The sequence below is a fragment of the Hoeflea sp. CAU 1731 genome (assembly GCF_039888615.1).
Classification (GTDB): Bacteria; Pseudomonadota; Alphaproteobacteria; order Rhizobiales; family Rhizobiaceae; genus Flavimaribacter.
Genome location: NZ_JBDQQS010000005.1, coordinates 16,008 through 31,891 on the forward strand (window position 1 = coordinate 16,008; position 15,884 = coordinate 31,891).

16 protein-coding genes are annotated in these 15,884 nt (G+C 59.0%); 6 read left to right on the forward strand and 10 right to left on the reverse strand.

Features of this window, described 5'->3' with window-relative positions:
- Nucleotides 1-3: 3 nt before the first annotated feature.
- The 9 genes from AAFN47_RS09690 to AAFN47_RS09730 all read right to left on the reverse strand — a co-directional run bounded on the left by AAFN47_RS09690 (nt 4) and on the right by AAFN47_RS09730 (nt 8,930).
- Nucleotides 4-1,629, reverse strand: a complete 1,626-nt coding sequence (locus AAFN47_RS09690) for an FGGY-family carbohydrate kinase (RefSeq protein WP_499809017.1) — start codon at nt 1,627-1,629, stop codon at nt 4-6.
- A 2-nt stretch (nt 1,630-1,631) separates the two neighbouring features.
- Nucleotides 1,632-2,360, reverse strand: a complete 729-nt coding sequence (locus AAFN47_RS09695; RefSeq protein WP_499809018.1) for an SDR family oxidoreductase — start codon at nt 2,358-2,360, stop codon at nt 1,632-1,634.
- Nucleotides 2,361-2,370: 10 nt separating this feature from the next.
- Complete coding sequence (locus tag AAFN47_RS09700; protein ID WP_499809019.1) at nt 2,371-3,144, reverse strand: SDR family NAD(P)-dependent oxidoreductase; 774 nt, start codon at nt 3,142-3,144, stop codon at nt 2,371-2,373.
- A gap of 3 nt (nt 3,145-3,147) precedes the next feature.
- A complete protein-coding gene (locus AAFN47_RS09705; protein WP_499809020.1) occupies nt 3,148-3,714 on the reverse strand; it encodes an SIS domain-containing protein in 567 nt (188 codons plus the stop codon).
- A gap of 3 nt (nt 3,715-3,717) precedes the next feature.
- Nucleotides 3,718-4,761 (reverse strand): NAD(P)-dependent alcohol dehydrogenase, encoded by a 1,044-nt coding sequence (locus AAFN47_RS09710; protein ID WP_499809021.1) that lies wholly within the window; start codon nt 4,759-4,761, stop codon nt 3,718-3,720.
- 19 nt (nt 4,762-4,780) lie between these two features.
- Nucleotides 4,781-5,770: a sugar-binding transcriptional regulator gene (locus AAFN47_RS09715; RefSeq protein ID WP_499809022.1), complete on the reverse strand. Its 990-nt coding sequence runs from the start codon at nt 5,768-5,770 to the stop codon at nt 4,781-4,783.
- A gap of 56 nt (nt 5,771-5,826) precedes the next feature.
- Nucleotides 5,827-6,645, reverse strand: coding sequence for a carbohydrate ABC transporter permease (locus AAFN47_RS09720; RefSeq protein ID WP_499809023.1), 819 nt, complete (start codon nt 6,643-6,645; stop codon nt 5,827-5,829).
- 3 nt (nt 6,646-6,648) lie between these two features.
- Nucleotides 6,649-7,515: a carbohydrate ABC transporter permease gene (locus tag AAFN47_RS09725; protein ID WP_499809024.1), complete on the reverse strand. Its 867-nt coding sequence runs from the start codon at nt 7,513-7,515 to the stop codon at nt 6,649-6,651.
- Nucleotides 7,516-7,589: 74 nt separating this feature from the next.
- A complete protein-coding gene (locus AAFN47_RS09730) occupies nt 7,590-8,930 on the reverse strand; it encodes an ABC transporter substrate-binding protein (protein ID WP_499809025.1) in 1,341 nt (446 codons plus the stop codon).
- 159 nt (nt 8,931-9,089) lie between these two features.
- Between AAFN47_RS09730 and AAFN47_RS09735 the strand changes: the two genes are divergently transcribed.
- Together AAFN47_RS09735 and AAFN47_RS09740 are read left to right on the forward strand one after the other, a co-directional pair.
- A complete protein-coding gene (locus AAFN47_RS09735) occupies nt 9,090-10,106 on the forward strand; it encodes an ABC transporter ATP-binding protein (protein WP_499809026.1) in 1,017 nt (338 codons plus the stop codon).
- Between the two features lie 13 nt (nt 10,107-10,119).
- Nucleotides 10,120-10,854: an HAD family hydrolase gene (locus AAFN47_RS09740; protein WP_499809027.1), complete on the forward strand. Its 735-nt coding sequence runs from the start codon at nt 10,120-10,122 to the stop codon at nt 10,852-10,854.
- A 64-nt stretch (nt 10,855-10,918) separates the two neighbouring features.
- On the opposite strand, the gene AAFN47_RS09745 is transcribed toward AAFN47_RS09740, so the two are convergent.
- On the reverse strand, nt 10,919-11,842 hold the full coding sequence (locus AAFN47_RS09745) for a LysR family transcriptional regulator (protein ID WP_499809028.1): 924 nt from the start codon (nt 11,840-11,842) through the stop codon (nt 10,919-10,921).
- Nucleotides 11,843-11,931: 89 nt separating this feature from the next.
- Between AAFN47_RS09745 and AAFN47_RS09750 the strand changes: the two genes are divergently transcribed.
- The 4 genes from AAFN47_RS09750 (at nt 11,932) to AAFN47_RS09765 (ending at nt 15,876) form a co-directional block, all read left to right on the forward strand.
- Nucleotides 11,932-12,852 carry an SMP-30/gluconolactonase/LRE family protein gene (locus AAFN47_RS09750; RefSeq protein ID WP_499809029.1) on the forward strand — a complete coding sequence of 307 codons (921 nt, stop codon included), beginning with the start codon at nt 11,932-11,934 and terminating at the stop codon, nt 12,850-12,852.
- Nucleotides 12,853-12,928: 76 nt separating this feature from the next.
- Nucleotides 12,929-13,969, forward strand: a complete 1,041-nt coding sequence (locus AAFN47_RS09755) for a TRAP transporter substrate-binding protein (protein WP_499809030.1) — start codon at nt 12,929-12,931, stop codon at nt 13,967-13,969.
- Nucleotides 13,970-14,098: 129 nt separating this feature from the next.
- Entirely contained in the window at nt 14,099-14,614 is a 516-nt protein-coding gene (locus AAFN47_RS09760; protein WP_499809031.1) for a TRAP transporter small permease, read from the forward strand.
- On the forward strand, nt 14,611-15,876 hold the full coding sequence (locus AAFN47_RS09765; RefSeq protein WP_499809032.1) for a TRAP transporter large permease: 1,266 nt from the start codon (nt 14,611-14,613) through the stop codon (nt 15,874-15,876). Before AAFN47_RS09760 ends, AAFN47_RS09765 begins: the two co-directional genes overlap by 4 nt.
- Nucleotides 15,877-15,884 lie beyond the last annotated feature (8 nt).

Below are 15,884 nucleotides of genomic sequence, written 5' to 3' on the forward strand. Positions count from 1 at the left end.
GCATTAAATGGATGAAAGACCGGCGCGCAAAGCGCGCTCAGTGTCCTGAAATGCGTCATAGGCTTTCAGGCGCTCTGCATGGATTGCAGCAATTCTCCCGTCGGCTGGCTCGAACCGCGCTCCGACATGCGACATTGTGCGCATGCAGTCCTGCAGCGTCGGCTGATGACCGGAAGCGATAGCGCCAAGCATGGCTGCCCCGAGAAGCACGGGAGCAGGGGACGTCGTCGAAAGCAACGGCCGTCCGCAAGCGTCCGCCAGAAGCTGCTTGATCGTGTCGCTTTCGGCTGCGCCCCCGCTGAGAACGACCGCGCCGGGCATCACGCCATGCGCGCTCTGCGTATCGAGGATCTTGCGAAGACCGTAACCGACGCCGAGAACGGCAGCCACATAGGATGCAACGAGATCGTCGAGCCCGTTTTCCAGCGTTAGTCCCGATATGACAGCGGTGGCGTGCGGATCCGCGTAAGGCGCGCGATTGCCCAGGAAATCGGGCACGACAATGCGACTTCCTGCCAGTTCTACGGCTGCGCTTGCCTCAGGATGCCTGCGCTCGACCTCAGCCAGGAGATAGCCTTGCACGGTTTCGCCCGCCGCCTCGGCCAGGGCTTCGGCCTCGGCCCGCGCCGGGTGCGTCGCAATGAGATGAGCGATCGCTTCGCCCGCCGCCGACTGACCGCCTTCGCTCAGCCACAAGCCCGGAACCATGGCGGAGAAGTATGGGCCCCATACTCCGGGTACGAAATGCGCCTCACTTGAAGAGGACATCGTACAGGCGGACGTGCCGAAAACATACGCCATCGTCCGTTCCGGGCCGGCGGCGTGATCCGCCCCGACAGTGCCTACGCCTCCGGCGTGTGCGTCGATCAGGCCGGCTCCGACCGCCGTGCCGGCGAGCAGTCCAAGCGCATCGGCCGCTTCTTGCCTAAGGCCGTTGCCGAGCGGCGCGCCGGGCGAGAGGATTTCCTGCCCGATACGGGCGTAGTTCTCTCCGGGTAACTCGCCTAGGCCGATCTCTCTGAAATAGCTTGAATCCCATGCGCCTTCATGGGCGAGGTAGGTCCATTTGCAGGTGACCGTGCATGCCGAACGCGCCAGCGAGCCGGTCGCGGCCCAGGTCAGGAAATCCGGCAGGTCGAAAAACTGACCGGCGCGATGGTATGTCTCCGGCATGTTTTCCTTGAGCCAAAGCAGCTTCGGCGTCTGCATTTCCGGCGAAATCCGCCCTCCGACGTAGTCGAGAACCCGGTGGCCGAGGGCGTTGATCCGGTCAGCCTGTTCAACGGCGCGATGGTCCATCCACACGATCACATTGCGAGCGTGATCGCCGGACCGGCTGACGCTCGATGGTTTCATGTCCTTATCAAGCACGACCAGCGAACAGGCGGCGTCGAATCCTATGCCCGCAACCCTGTCAGGGGCTATATCGGCTTCCTTCAGAGCGGCGCGAACCGAAACGCAGACGGCTGACCAGATATCGTCCGACGACTGCTCGGCAATGTCTCCGGTTTCACGCCAGATGCGGATGTCGTGCTTGTGGCTGGCGAGCAGCGCGCCATCGGCGTCGAATACGCCCGCGCGTGCGCTGCCGGTTCCGACATCCACGCCAATGAAAACCGGATCGGACATCGTCAGAGATCCACCGCATTCGGCAGAAGCACGAGATCGCGGATCGTCACGTTCCTCGGCCGTGTGAGCATGAAAACGACGCAATCGGCGACTTCCTTCGGCTGCATCAGGCTTCCCTCTGCCAGCGCCTGATCCATTTTCGCCTTGGGCCAGTCGTCCAGCAGCGCTGTCACAACCGGACCGGGCAGGATTGCGCCGACACGCACGCCGTGCTTCGACATCTGCCGGCGCACCGTATGCGTAAAGGCCTGCACGGCATGTTTTGACGCTGTATAGATCGGCTCCCACACGACAGGTGTGACGCCCGCGACGGAACTCGTCATGATGACGTCGCCGGCTTTTTGCTGAACCATATGCGGCAGCACGGCGCGAACCGATCTGAAGGCGGCGTTGATATTGAGATTGAGGACCCGATCCCACTGATCCGGGTCGCCTTCGAGGATGTCGCCGCCGACATAGGCGCCCGCATTGGCGTGAAATATGTCGAGGTCGCCCGCGGAGTCGAGGATCTGCGGCACCATTTCCGAGACGCTGTCCGGGTTCATCAGATCGGTGATTATCGGAAAGGCGTTGTCGCCTAGATCGGCGCAGGCCCTTTGAAGCGCATCCTCGTCGCGGTCGACAAGCGCGACCTTCGCGCCTTCAGCAAGCAATTGTCGCGCGCAAGCCAGGCCGATGCCGGACGCCGCGCCTGTAATGGCGGCGGTCTTGCCTTTCAGACTGATAGACACGATTTCCTCCTCATTTGCTTGAATAGCCGCCCTCGATCATCATGATCGCTCCGTTTACGAGATCCGAGGCCGGTGAGGCGAGATACAGCGCCATGTCAGCGATCTCCACCGGTTCGCCGAAGCGGCCGAGCGGCGTACGGGCGATGAACGGATCTTTCTTTTCCGGTGGAGACCAGAGTTCCTTTCCCATCTCTGTCAGCACCACGGTTGGACAGATTGCATTGACCTGAATATTGTGCGGCGCGGCCTCCGTCATTAGCGACTTCGTCAACGCATTCAGTCCACCCTTGGAGGCGGCGTACGCCGCATGATCCTCCAGCGCGATAACGCCTGTTTGGGACGAGATGTTGATAATCTTTCCGTGTTTGCGAGCCGTCATCCCCGGCAGCAGCGACTTTGCGAGAATGAATGGCGCGGTCAGATTAACCGCGAGCGTTCGGTTCCAGTCCTCGAGCTGAAACTCGACGACCGGTCCGGTGATTGCAACACCGGCGGAATTGACCAGGATATCGACCCGGTCGCCGCTGGCCGCCAGCGCCCTGGCGGCGATGTCGGCGGTCTCTTCCGGGCTGGCAAGATTACCGGTGATGGCGGTGAAACGTCGTCCCTTCGCCTCGACAATGCGCGAAAGATCGTCAAGTCGCTGTGTGGATCGACCGTGTCCGATGATATCGGCGCCCGCGTCGGCAAAGACCTCCGCGATCGCCCATCCGATGCCCGAGGAGGCGCCAGTTACGAGCGCGGTGCGCCCGGCAAGGCTGAATCGCTCGACCCACTCAGGCATGGTTCACTCCAGATTTGTGTGATTGGCGCGCATGGAATTCGGCGCGATATCCATCCGGTCGCGCAGATCGAGCACCAGAATTTCAAAGAACAGGAACATCAGCGCCTCGTAGAGCGATCCCATTGGCAGGATGGAGGTGGCGTCGTCGCCACGATCCGCGGCCATCGTTTGCGCCGGCAGGTGTACGACGAGATCGGCCTTCACCGGGACCACGCCATCTGGTTCGGCGGTCACACATATCACTTTGGCGCCAGCCTCTTTTGCAACATCCATCAGGGCTTCCACGGTCGAGAAATGTCCGGGACCAGCGCTGATGAAGAGCACATCGTTTGTGTTCATCGGCGGCGTCGTCATGTCGCCGACGACATGCGCGTCGAGGCCGAGATGGAAAAGCCGCATTGCGAGCGCTTTCATCATCAGTCCTTCACGACCGACGCCATAACAAGCAATGCGTCTTGCTGCGGTCAGAGCCTTAGCCAGATCGTCGATCTGCTCCAGCACATCTGCGCTCAAGCCCGGTCGCAGCTCGGCGAGCATGCGATCCGCAAGGGTGTCTCTTTGCAGCGCCATAGCCTATCCTTCCCCGACCTTAATCTGAATCTTGACGTCCGTCGGACGGGCCTCGACGGCGCGATCGAATGCAGCGATACTGTCCTTGAAAGCGAAGGTTTCCGATATCAGGGGTTTCAGATCGACCTTGCCTGACGCCAGCAGCTCGATCGCTCTGTCATACATGTTGGCGTAGCGGAAAACCGTCTCCATCCTGATTTCCTTGGACTGGGCGAGCACGATATCCATGGGCGCCGGATTGACCGGCATTCCCACCCAGACCACACATCCGGCAGGCGCCACGGCCTCGAGCGCGGCCTGTATAGACTGCGCGGCGCCGGCGCATTCGAACACAATTTCGGCGCCCCATCCATTCGTCGCCGCAGCGATGACGTCAGAGGCGGAATCGCGCGCCGCATTGACGGGGTGAATGTTATCGTACTGTGCGGCGACCGCCAGCTTCTCGTCCACCAGGTCGGAAATATAAACCTTGGAGCAGCCGCCCGCCAGCGCTGCAAGCGCCACCATGATCCCGATCGGGCCTGCGCCTGTCACGAGCGCAATGTCGCCCGGTTTGATCCGGGCGCGAGTGGCCGCCTGCATGCCAATAGCGAATGGCTCCACCATTGCGCCCTCGGCGAAACTTATGTGGTCCGGCAGGCGATAGGTAAAAGCAGCAGGATGGATGACGGAGGGCGTCAGGCAGCCATGCACCGGCGGGGTCGCCCAGAAGCGAACGTCGGGATCGACGTTGTAGACGCCCATCTTTGCTGCTTTTGAGGCCATGTTCGGAACGCCGGGCTCCATGCAGACCCGGTCTCCAACGGAAAGATGTCTGACCTGCCTGCCGACCTCGCTGACAAGGCCGGCGGCTTCATGACCGAGCACCATGGGTTCGCGAACCACAAACGGACCGATCTTTCCATGGGTGTAGTAATGCACATCGCTGCCGCAGATGCCGACCGTATCGATTGCAATGCGGACATCGTCAGGACCCAACACGTTCGGCAAAGCGATCTCTCTGAGCGTCAGCTTGTCTTTTTCTTCCAGAACCAGGGCAATGGACATTGTTATCCCTTTTTACTCATCAATTTTCAGGTCGGCCGGGCGGTATTGGCGCAGACAGCAATGCGTTCGCCGTGTCAGCGTCGGTAACAAGCGTATCGACGAAACCGCGCAGAAGGGCCGCGCGAATGATCGGAACCTTGTGCATGCCGCCCGCCGCGAGAACAACGTTGGGGATTGCATGCAAGTCAGCCAGGGATACCCCGATAACCCGCCGGTTCAGCTCATGATCGATCACCTCGCCTTCGGCGTCGAGCACATGTCCGATGATGTCTCCGACGCCGCCAAGGGCGATCAATTCGCGGCTATCGATGTTCCGGGGCAGGGCGTCGCGGACGAGCAGAGAGCTGGACAGATCTCCGGTGGCTAAGGCGATCGCGCCACACGAACGGATTTTCTCCAGCATTTCCACGATCACGTCCTGTTTCATGAACAGTTTCTGGCTCTCGGCGCTTCCGGCAAAGAGCGGCGCGGTAAAAAAACTGTGCTCCGCATTGCACAGGTCTGCCAGGCGGGTGGTGATCTCGTAGCCGTTGACGTCGGAGCCGCGTGTCACGCCTCCCATCACCGAGACGATCTCGAGATCCGGGCGGTCGACAGGCCGGATGAACCGGGTCGCCAGGTTCAGCGTGTTGCCCCAGGACATGCCGAACGCCGTGATGGTCCGGTCGGACAGAATCGCGCCCAGGTAACTGCCGAGTCCGGCGCTTACCAGGGTGGTTACAGCGTCGGGATCCTCGGGCGTCGGCACGACGACAGCGCGCGTCAGACCGAAAGTACGCTCGAGTTGCCATTCCTGTTTGACCGCTGCGGTGAAGATCGAATCAATGCTGACGCGTAGTATTCCGCGTTGCCGCACTTCGCTCAGGGCCTTGTTGACGCGCAAACGGGTTACGCCAAACCGCTCGGCGGCTTCGGCCTGGGTCAGGCCCTCGAACTCGCAGGCCCACGCAAGACGAACCAGAAGCTGTTCTTCTTCATCGATCTGGTCGATCTTTATGCGTCGCGACATGGCGCCTCACCGGACGGTTGGATTGAAGCCGCCGAAATGGCGGACATCGTTACCTATCACTTCACCGCGCCCATGGTCAGGCCCCTGACAAGTTGTTTGGAGGCGATCAGCGCAAAGATCAACACCGGAATGACGATCAGCGTTGAGGTCGCCATGATCTTGCCGTAGGGCAGGTTGTAGCCTTCCATGAAAGACACCGCCATTGCAGGCGCGGTCTTCGCCTCCGTTCGCGTCAGGATCAGGCCGAACATCAGCTCGTTCCAGGAAAAGATGAAGGAGAAGATCGCCGAGACCGCCACGCCGGGCATGGCGAGAGGCAGGCAGATCTTGCGCATGATCGTGAACTGCGACGCCCCCTCCAGCCGCGCAGCCTCGTCGAGATCGTAGGGAATGCCGCGAAACTGATCGGTGACGATCCAGATAACGATCGGCAGATTGAACGTCAGATAAATCAGTATCAGCGTGATGTGCTTGTCGAGAAGGTTGAGGCTGCGGGCGATAAGAAAGAACGGCAGGGCCAGAACGATCGGCGAAACCATGCGGTTGGTGATGAACCAGAACCACAGATCCTTCTTGCCGCGAAATTCGAAACGCGCCAGGGCGAAGGCGGCGGGCACGCCGAGGAGCAGCGCCAGCGCCGTTGTGCAGACAGCGATAACAAGCGAATTGATCAGTGTTCTGAGTACGGCGTCTTCGAAAAGCGCTTCCCGGTAATTCTGCAGCGTTGGCTCGAACAGCCAGACGGGCGGCGCCTCCAGCGCCACGATCTGCGTTTTCAGCGAGGTCGTCACCATCCAGTAGAACGGGAAGACGCAGACAGCGATGATGACGAGGATCAGGACAATCTGCCAGAGAAGGGAGCGGGAGGTGTTCATCGCTCAGACCTCCTTGTAGAAGACGCGGATGTAAATCTGCGCCAGAACGATGGTGATAATCAGCAGAATGATCGCCTGCGCCGACGCCAGTCCCTGGTCGAAGCCTCGAAAGCCGACGCGCTGGATCATCAGCGATATGAATTCCGTGGACGATCCCGGGCCGCCTCTGGTGAGTGTGAAGACCATGTCGAACAGTTTCAAAGTGTCGGCTGTGCGCAGGATCAGCACCGCGACGAGGCCCGGCAGAAGAAAGGGCAGTTGAACGTGGCGCAACACGACCCACCAGCTTTTGGTCTCAAGACGCGCGGCTTCCTCCACCTCGCCCGGAACCATGGTCAGGCCGGCCAGCAGCACGAGCGCGACAAAGGGCGTCCACTGCCAGACGTCCCAGAATATAATCATTGCGAATGCGTTGGTCGGGTCTCCGATCCAGTTGATATTGGCGCCGCCCATTAGCTGATTCACGACGCCGAACTTCTGATTGAACATGACCTGACCAAGAAGGCCAACGACGGCGTAGGTCGTCGCCATGGGCAGGACGAGACTCAGACGCGCCAGCGTCTTGAGCAGGCTAAGTCCAGGTTTGTGCAAAATCAGCGCGATTCCCAGACCAAGCGCGATCTGCAACGGGAGCGCGGTGCAGAGAAGAAAGAATGTTCTGCCCATGGCCTGCCAGAAAACTTCATCGGTCAGGACGCTCCAATAGTTTTCGAGGCCAATGAACTTTATTCTCTTGAGTTTTGTCAGATTAAAAAAATGAAACGAAGTCCAGCCCGCATAGAGTAGCGGCGCGATTCCGACAATGGCGAGGCCGAAGACGGCCGGACCGATAAAGGCAAAAATCGTGCGTCTGGATACCTGTGCGCGCATGGTGCTCCTCTGGAAAAGTTGGTTGCGGAGACGACGTGATACGCCGTCTCCGCATTGCTTGGGAAGATGGCCTCTTACTGGGCCAGCGGCTTTTCGCCGGAGTAGTAGCCGGCGTCTTCAAGCACGGTCTCCATGCGGGAGCCGATTTCCTGAGCGCCTTCCTCGGTTGTCACCTCGCCGAGCATTATCTTCGTGCCCCACTCCTGGACGATTTCGGTGATTTCCGGCCATTCGGCGAAACGCGGGCGGAACTCCGGCACGCCGTCCTGCCAGCTCTCTACGAGCGCCGGGACGAACTTGTACTTGTCGGCCAGCGCCGGATCTTCGTAGGCTGACTGGCGCGCCGGTACGCCGCCGCGCTCCAGGTACTCAAGGGCATTCGCCTTTGAAGTCGCCCACTGAATGAACAGCCAGGCCGCAGCCTGTTCGGCTTCGTCCGCCTGGCTGGCGACAGCCAGAGAGAATCCGCCAAGCGCCGGTTTACGGCCCGCCGGACCTTTCGGCTCGGGAGCGATTTCCACGCAATCAGCGACGCTGGACGTATCTGGCGACACCACGGTCGAGTAGAATGCGGACCATTCGGTGATCATCGCCACATCGCCCTGGGCGAAACCGTTGACCGCTTCGGCGTGGTCATAGGCGACGATGCCGTCAGGCATGTACTGCATCAGATCCTGACGGAATTTCAGACCCGTCTGGGACTCTTCTGAGTTGAGGTTAGACTTGAATTCCTCGTCGAGGAAGGAGCCGCCGAAGGGCCAGAGCACACGCGCGAAGCTGTCTGCGGACTGTGTTTCATTGCGCTTGGACTGCAGTGCGAAAGCATATTTGCCGTCTTTCGTCAGCGCCGGTCCATAGGTGTCCTTGAGTTCGGTCCAGGTTTCGGGCGGACCGTCGAAACCAGCCTCTTCCAGCATGCAGCGGTTGTAGAACAGAAGGCCCGAATAGTTGTCGAAAGGAAGACCGTAGACGGTTCCATTCCAGCTTCCAAAGGCGTCGAGCACCAGCGGGAAGAAGTCATCGAGGTCGAGGTCGGGGTCCGTGATGGCGGCGTTCGACGTGAAGTTTTCGATCGGAAGGATCCAGTCGTTTTCGGCGAAGTTGCCAATCCAGACGAGGTCGATCAACGCGATATCGAGATCACCGCCAGCGACGAAGTCGCGCACCTGTTCTCCAAGCGCGTTCTCATAGGGATGCTTGATGACGTTGACCTTGATGCCGGTCTCGTTCTCGAATTCCGGAAGCATCGCCTCGATCGCCTCGTAGCCCGGACGCAGCAGAAACACCACATCGATGGTGGTGCCGGCATACGGCTCGGCGGCTTTCTTGTAGCTCCAGTCGGAATCGTCAGCGAGTGCGCCGGTCGCCATAACGCTGGCCAGCGCGACGGAGCAGAGGAGTCTGTTCAGTTTCATGAGATAACCTCCCTAATATCAGCAAACCGATTGACAATCATTTGTCTCGGTGCGCATACAAATGTATCTTTTATACGAAAGTGTCAACGAAGTTTTTTGCTCACAGGCCACGCTCCTGTCGCTGAAAGCTTCACGGGCCGGAGATCGGAGGAGAACGCCATGGCGTCGATCGAGATCAAGAAAATCAACAAGTTTTACGGCAAGGTCCAGGCGCTCTTCGACGTCGATCTCGACATCGCCGACGGTGAATTCGTCGTATTTGTCGGTCCGTCTGGATGCGGCAAGTCCACGCTGTTGCGCACGCTTGCCGGGCTTGAGGCAATCGATTCAGGTACGATCATCATCGGAGGCAAAGATGTTTCCAAAGCCGAGCCGGTCGATCGCGATGTCTCCATGGTGTTCCAGTCCTATGCGCTATATCCGCACATGTCGGTGCGCCAGAACATGGAATTCGGCATGAAGGTCAATGGAGTTGATCCCTCCAGACGCGCTGAACGCATAGCGGAAGCAGCCCGTATCCTTCAGCTGGAAGAGTATCTGGACCGAAAGCCGTCTCAGCTTTCTGGTGGTCAGCGGCAGCGCGTCGCGATAGGTCGGGCCATCGTGAAGCACCCCAAGGCGTTCCTTTTCGACGAGCCGCTGTCCAATCTTGACGCCAAGCTGCGCGTCCAGATGCGTGTCGAATTGGGCGCGCTCCACAGGCAGCTCGACGCCACTATGATCTATGTCACTCACGACCAGGTCGAGGCTATGACGATGGCAGACAAGATTGTGGTGCTCAACGCCGGCCGCGTTGAACAGGTTGGAACGCCGATGGAGTTGTACCACAAGCCTGTCAGCAAGTTCGTCGCCGAATTCATTGGATCTCCGGCGATGAATGTCTTCGAACCGGACGGATTGAAAGGCCTGACGCTTGCGCCGGAAGTCCGTTTCATTGGCTGTCGACCCGAACATTTCGAGGTCGTCAATCGCGGACAAGGCAATCTCGACGCCAAGGTGAACGTAAAGGAGCAGCTTGGCGGAGAAAGCCTGCTCTATCTTTCCGCTTCGGACAATCTGACCTTCGTCGCGCGGGTCGACGGCGACGACGGGGTCCAGGTGGGCGATGAAGTGGGGCTGCAAATTCCCGAGCATCGGTTGCACCAGTTTGATGCAGACGGCCGGGCCTTGAGATAGGAACACATCGCCGATGGTGGACCCGATGGGGCTTTCCCGAAAGCTTGCACAGTCCGATGCAGAGGCGGGCGTCGATCTCGTCATCTTCGATTTCGACGGCGTGGTTGCGAACAGCGAAGTCATTTCGTTGTCGTCGTTGCAGACGACCCTGCGAGAATTCGGCGTGCCGCTGGACATTGACCAGGTGAGGGGCCGTTACCTCGGCGCCGCGATCGACAAGATCGAAAGGGATGTCGCTGTGCAAAGTCCGCGCGGAACATCGGAAGGCTTCAGCCAGACCTGGCATGGCATATTGTTCGATCGTTTCCGCAGGGAACTGACGCCGGTTCCCGGTCTTGGCGATCTGCTTGACCGCATCGAAAGGCGTGGCCTTCCGTTCTGTATTGCGTCCAGCAGCACCTTTGAGCGTCTGGGCATAGCGCTTGAAGCCATCGGCTTGGCCAGTCGCTTCACGCATGTATTCAGCGCTCAGCAGGTTGAAAACGGCAAGCCAGCGCCAGATTTGTTTCTGCACGCCGCAGCGCAATTCGGCGTCTCACCGGACAGATGCCTTGTGGTCGAGGATTCTCCCCTAGGCATCAGAGCTGCGAAAGCGGCTGGAATGCATGCCACAGGGTTCCTCGGCGGGATGCACCTGAATGACATTCGCGACGATCATCGCCGGGTGCTCATGGAAGCGGCTGCTGACCGCATTGTCGAGAGTCTCGGTGAGATCATGTCCGAAGAAGACTCCACAGCGAATTCCTAGACTGCTGTTGTCAAATTGGATGAATTATATCGGGAAGATAAAACCAGGCGACGCATGACATCCGTTACTTTACGAAAAGCCTATCTACATTCTCCGCCACGAAGAATTTTCGGCAATAACTCGAAAATGCCTGGGCTCTTCGGCTGAGACGACCGCCGCGCCGCATGGCGAGAACGATGTTCGGGCTGGAGTCTGATTCCACCAATGGACGGCAGACGACCTTCAGACCGCCATAGGTGTTGTCGGTGAAGGGGCGCACATTCAGGATGCCGATACCGAGTCCCGCCGCCGCGGAACTGCGGATCATCTCGAAAGATTCCAGGCGCTGGATACGTCCGGGACTGACCCCGGCCCGCTCGAATAGCGAGTTGATGTAGGTCCTTGATTGCGGAAGGTTCAGCAGGAGCAGTGTTTTCTCGGCGAGGTCCTTGAGCGATATCCTGTCGTTCGCAGCCAGCGGATCGTCTTCGGCGATGACGACATGTGGCGGGGCGTTCGCCAACACCTCATAGTCGAACTCCTCCCAGATGCCGGCGTCGTAGGTCAGCAAAATTTCCACGACGCCGTCACGCAGGCTTTGCTGGATGGCGATGATATCGCCCTCCGAAAGATGCACGATCAGTTTCGGATAGGTTTCGTTCAGGTCGCGGATGACCTGTGGTGCGATGCTCGGCGATATCGAGGTGAACGAGCCGACGCGTAGCTCTCCCGACAATTCCTGGTCGCTGCCGCTGACATCGCGGAAATAGGACTCCGCCTCGTCAAGCATTCGGATGGTTCGAGCAATGGCCCTTTCGCCCGCCGTCGTCGTCACCAATCCCTTGGATCGCTGGCGTACGAAGACCTGGATGCCGAACTCTCTTTCAAATTTCTCGATAGCCATCAGGATGGATGACGTCGAGATGTTCAGGGCGTTCGCCGCGCCGAGGATCGAGCCTTCCTGCGACGCTGTGACCACATATTGGAGTTGTCTCAGTGTGATATTCATAATTTAAATTTAACAGCGTTATAAAATACATTATCCAAAGTTAATTGATCTTGCTAGCCTGTTTTTCGGGAAGAGGAAACAACCGGCTCATGAAGCAAGACCTGACGGCTGCTGCTGAAGAACATTCTCTGGAAATAGAGTGCATCTGGCCGGGCCAAGCCACGCTCGGCGAGTGCCCGATTTGGGACGATCGCAGACAGCGCCTGTTCTGGATCGACAGTCTGGAGAAGATAATCTGGCGATCTGACGTCGCCGGCGCCGGCGCGCAAGCTTACAAATTGCCGGACCTGATTGGTTCGATCGGACTTTGCGATGACGGAAGGTTTATTTCGGGGCTTGCAAGCGGCTTCGCTTTGATCGACATCTCTTCCGACCCCGTTGGAGTCGAATGGATCGGAAATCCGGAACCTGAAAAGGCGGATACGCGGCTGAACGATGGCAAGGTGGACCGTCAGGGGCGTTTCTGGTGCGGAACCATGAACCTGGATTTCGCGGTGCCCAACGCGTCGCTCTATCGGCTCGATCGGGACCTTGCCTGGCATCGCCTCGACACGGGCTTTACCGTTTCCAACGGCATCGCCTTCAGCATCGATGGAAAAACAATTTATTTTTCGGACAGCCGTGTTGATCGTTCCTATCGGTATACGCTTGACCCCATTACCGGCGGATTGTCGGAATGCCGGAGCTTTGTCGATACAACCGCGTATGAGGGCAGGATCGACGGCGCGACAGTCGATGCCGACGGCAATTACTGGGGCGCTCTTTTCGATGGTTCTGCCGTTGGCTGTTTTTCACCTGACGGCGAGATGATTCGCCATATCAGACTGCCCGTAACCTGTCCCACAATGTGCGCCTTTGGCGGCCCGCAGATGGACGTGCTTTTCGTGACGTCTGCGCGCTTCTCGATGGATGAGGCGCAGATTGCCGCCGAGCCTTTCGCAGGAGGCCTGTTCGCCATCCGGGGACTGGGCGTCCGGGGAATACCGGAACCGCGTTTCGACGTGACATAGTGACAATGGAATGGAGGCGGCGCCGTCTGAGCGCCAACACATGTGGCCGGGAGGCCCGAAACAGAAGGAGGAGATTATGAGTTTCAGATATTTGGGCGTCCTTGGGATAGCCATGTCCATGGTCGTGTCGGCGTTCGTCGCCACAACGGCGGTCAACGCAGCGCCGCGGGTTACAATCAAATATGCGCATTGTTGCCCGCCGGATCATACATACGGCGTCTACGCCCACCAGTTCGCCGACAAGGTGAAGGAAAAGTCGGATGGCGAGATCGTCGTCGAGGTGCTTGACGGCGGCGTCATGGGAACAGAACAGGCGATTGCCCAAAAGGTCCAACTCGGCACGGTGCAGATGGGCGGCATCACCTCGAACAACGTCGCCCAGCTGGCGCCCTCGCTTAACGTCCTGGTGCTGCCTTACATGAACGACAGTCCTGACGATCTGACGGGTGAAGGCGGATTGTTGCGCTCAGGAGCATTCCGGGATGAGCTCAACAAGCGGGTCCTGGGAGAGAGCGGCAGCCTGCGCGTCATTGGCGGTTTCACGAATTCGTTCCGCAGCCTGTTTGCGAAAGACAAGTGCATTTCGACGATCGACGATCTTCAAGGACTGAAGATCCGGGCACCCAAGAACCCGGTCATGACCGCAATGTGGGAATCGTGGGACGTGTCCACCTATCCGATCGCGTGGGGCGAGACCTTCGGCGCGGTCGCAACCGGCGTGGTCGATTCCTTCGACAGCCCGACGGATGTGGTCCTGAACATGGGCTTCCACGAGCATATCAAATACATCACCGAAGCGACCTATCTGCCGCTGGCGGCTGTCGTTGTCATCAATAACGACTTCTTCAACGGCCTCTCGGAGGAAGACCAGAAGCTGATCCTTGAAGTGGCCGAAGAGGTCGACATTGCGCATGCCGAATATGTCAAGGAAAACGGCGCGCGTGTCCGCAAGGCTCTGACCGAGGATCACGGTGTGACATTCTGTGAACTCGAAGATCCTGAAGTGTGGGCGGAAAAAGCCCGTGGCGCATGGCCGCAGCTCTACGAGCTTGTCGGCGGAGGCAAGGACTGGGTCGACACGACGGTCCGCTACAAGGAAACCGGCATCCTGGAATAGACTGTCGAGCGACAAAACGGCTCCGCCATCGAAATTTGGTCGGCGGCGGAGCCGGCAAAAGCGCCGAACAACGGCCGATTAGAACCTGATAACATCCTAAAACCAGGCGGGCAGGGGAGCAGATCATTGATGAACCGTATTCTGTTCGCCGCCGGACGATTCGAGCTCGTTGTCGCGAACCTGAGCCTGGCGCTCCTCGTGGTCGTTCTCGCCGCCCAGATTTTCTTCCGTTACGTGCTTCATGTCGGGTTGTCATGGAGTGAGGAAATCTCCAGATTTGCCTTCGTATGGTTCGTCTACATTTCGGCAAGCGTGGCCGCGCAGCGCGGCGCCCATATCCGCGTGACATTGTTCGCGCGCCTGCTTCCGGTCAGTGAACGTCTTACCTTTCTGCTCGCCGATATCATCTGGATCATCTTCAACGCTTTTGTCGTATGGGCTGGAATATTGCTCATCCAGCGAACGCTGACATACCCGGTCTACTCGACCTCGCTGTTTCTCCCGTTAGCCTACATCTATACGGTCATTCCGCTCGCGCACGCGCTGATGATTGTGCGGATCGTCGAGCGCCAGTGGCGGTCCTGGAAATATGGCGTGCCTTTGATAGCGGGCGAGGAATCCGAGAGCCGGGAGGCCGGCACATGATATTCTTCATTGTCTTCGCCGTCTGCCTGGCTCTCGGCGTGCCGATTTTTGTCGTGCTCGGCGTGCCGTCACTTATCGAACTTTTAAATTCGCCCATACCGCTCGCCTCGCTCGCCCATAGCCTGTTTGACGGCGTTGACAAGTTTCCGCTGCTGGCAATCCCGAATTTTGTGCTGGCAGGCGCAATCATGTCCAGGGCGGGCATCACGCGCGACATTATTGACGTCATGCGTTCTGTGGTCGGAGAGGCCTATGGCGGTCTCGCCATCGTAACCATTCTGTCCTGTATGTTCTTCGCCGCCATTTCCGGATCCGGACCTGGCACCGTCGCCGCGATTGGAACGTTGCTGATCCCGGCGATGAAGGATGACGGCTATCCGAAGGATTTCGCCGCTGCGGTCGCCTCATCCGGAGGCACCCTCGGAATCCTGTTGCCACCCAGCAATCCGATGATCGTCTACGGGGTCCTCGCCTCGGTCTCCATTGGCGACCTGTTCCTGGCGGGATTGCTTCCCGGCATCCTGATGGGCGCGCTGCTGATCGGCGCGACCTGGTTTCTGTCCCGCAGGAATGGCTACCGGGGAGAAAGCCGGCCCTTCAAGGCGAAGGAATTCGCATCGAGTTTGTACAAGGCCAAATTTTCGCTCGCCACGCCTTTCATCGTTCTTGGCGGCATCTATGGCGGCGTCTTCACGCCGGTGGAAGCTTCGGTAATCGCCGTCGTCTACGCGCTTCTGGTCGGCATGGTGATCAAGCGGACCATTCGGCTGGCCGATGTCTGGGAGACGCTGAGTGAAGCGACGACGATCTGTGGCGGACTCATCCTGATCATGGGCACGGCCATCTTCTTCGGTGAGTTCCTGACGCTCAACCTTATCCCGCAGAAGATCGCCGCTTCGCTTCTGAGCGTGACCAGCGACCCGATAATCATGCTGCTGATCATCTGCGCGATCCTGATCGTGCTCGGCACATTCATGGAGACGCTTTCGACCGTCATCATCCTGACGCCGATCCTGCTGCCGCTGATCAAGCAGCTCGGCATTGATCCGATCCATTTCGGTATTCTGCTGGTGGTCACAAGCGAGATCGGTTTTCTGACCCCGCCGCTCGGCGTCAATCTCTTCGTTGCCTGCGGCATATCCGGTCTGTCGATCGAGGCTGTTTCGCGACGCGTCATACCGTTCATAGCGACCATTATCGTGGGGCTGCTCATCCTGCTGTTCTTCCCGCAGATCAGCCTGTTCCTGCCCTCGTTGAATTAGATGCCCGG

What these genes read in the sequence shown, in the direction of transcription:
- AAFN47_RS09735 (WP_499809026.1), top strand. Translation starts at nt 9,090, where the DNA reads ATGGCGTCGATCGAGATCAAGAAAATCAACAAGTTTTACGGCAAGGTC.
- AAFN47_RS09700 (WP_499809019.1), bottom strand. Translation starts at nt 3,144, where the DNA reads ATGCCTGAGTGGGTCGAGCGATTCAGCCTTGCCGGGCGCACCGCGCTC.
- AAFN47_RS09710 (WP_499809021.1), bottom strand. Translation starts at nt 4,761, where the DNA reads ATGTCCATTGCCCTGGTTCTGGAAGAAAAAGACAAGCTGACGCTCAGA.
- AAFN47_RS09750 (WP_499809029.1), top strand. Translation starts at nt 11,932, where the DNA reads ATGAAGCAAGACCTGACGGCTGCTGCTGAAGAACATTCTCTGGAAATA.
- AAFN47_RS09690 (WP_499809017.1), bottom strand. Translation starts at nt 1,629, where the DNA reads ATGTCCGATCCGGTTTTCATTGGCGTGGATGTCGGAACCGGCAGCGCA.
- AAFN47_RS09725 (WP_499809024.1), bottom strand. Translation starts at nt 7,515, where the DNA reads ATGCGCGCACAGGTATCCAGACGCACGATTTTTGCCTTTATCGGTCCG.
- AAFN47_RS09720 (WP_499809023.1), bottom strand. Translation starts at nt 6,645, where the DNA reads ATGAACACCTCCCGCTCCCTTCTCTGGCAGATTGTCCTGATCCTCGTC.
- AAFN47_RS09765 (WP_499809032.1), top strand. Translation starts at nt 14,611, where the DNA reads ATGATATTCTTCATTGTCTTCGCCGTCTGCCTGGCTCTCGGCGTGCCG.
- AAFN47_RS09755 (WP_499809030.1), top strand. Translation starts at nt 12,929, where the DNA reads ATGAGTTTCAGATATTTGGGCGTCCTTGGGATAGCCATGTCCATGGTC.
- AAFN47_RS09745 (WP_499809028.1), bottom strand. Translation starts at nt 11,842, where the DNA reads ATGAATATCACACTGAGACAACTCCAATATGTGGTCACAGCGTCGCAG.
- AAFN47_RS09730 (WP_499809025.1), bottom strand. Translation starts at nt 8,930, where the DNA reads ATGAAACTGAACAGACTCCTCTGCTCCGTCGCGCTGGCCAGCGTTATG.
- AAFN47_RS09715 (WP_499809022.1), bottom strand. Translation starts at nt 5,770, where the DNA reads ATGTCGCGACGCATAAAGATCGACCAGATCGATGAAGAAGAACAGCTT.
- AAFN47_RS09705 (WP_499809020.1), bottom strand. Translation starts at nt 3,714, where the DNA reads ATGGCGCTGCAAAGAGACACCCTTGCGGATCGCATGCTCGCCGAGCTG.
- AAFN47_RS09760 (WP_499809031.1), top strand. Translation starts at nt 14,099, where the DNA reads ATGAACCGTATTCTGTTCGCCGCCGGACGATTCGAGCTCGTTGTCGCG.
- AAFN47_RS09740 (WP_499809027.1), top strand. Translation starts at nt 10,120, where the DNA reads ATGGTGGACCCGATGGGGCTTTCCCGAAAGCTTGCACAGTCCGATGCA.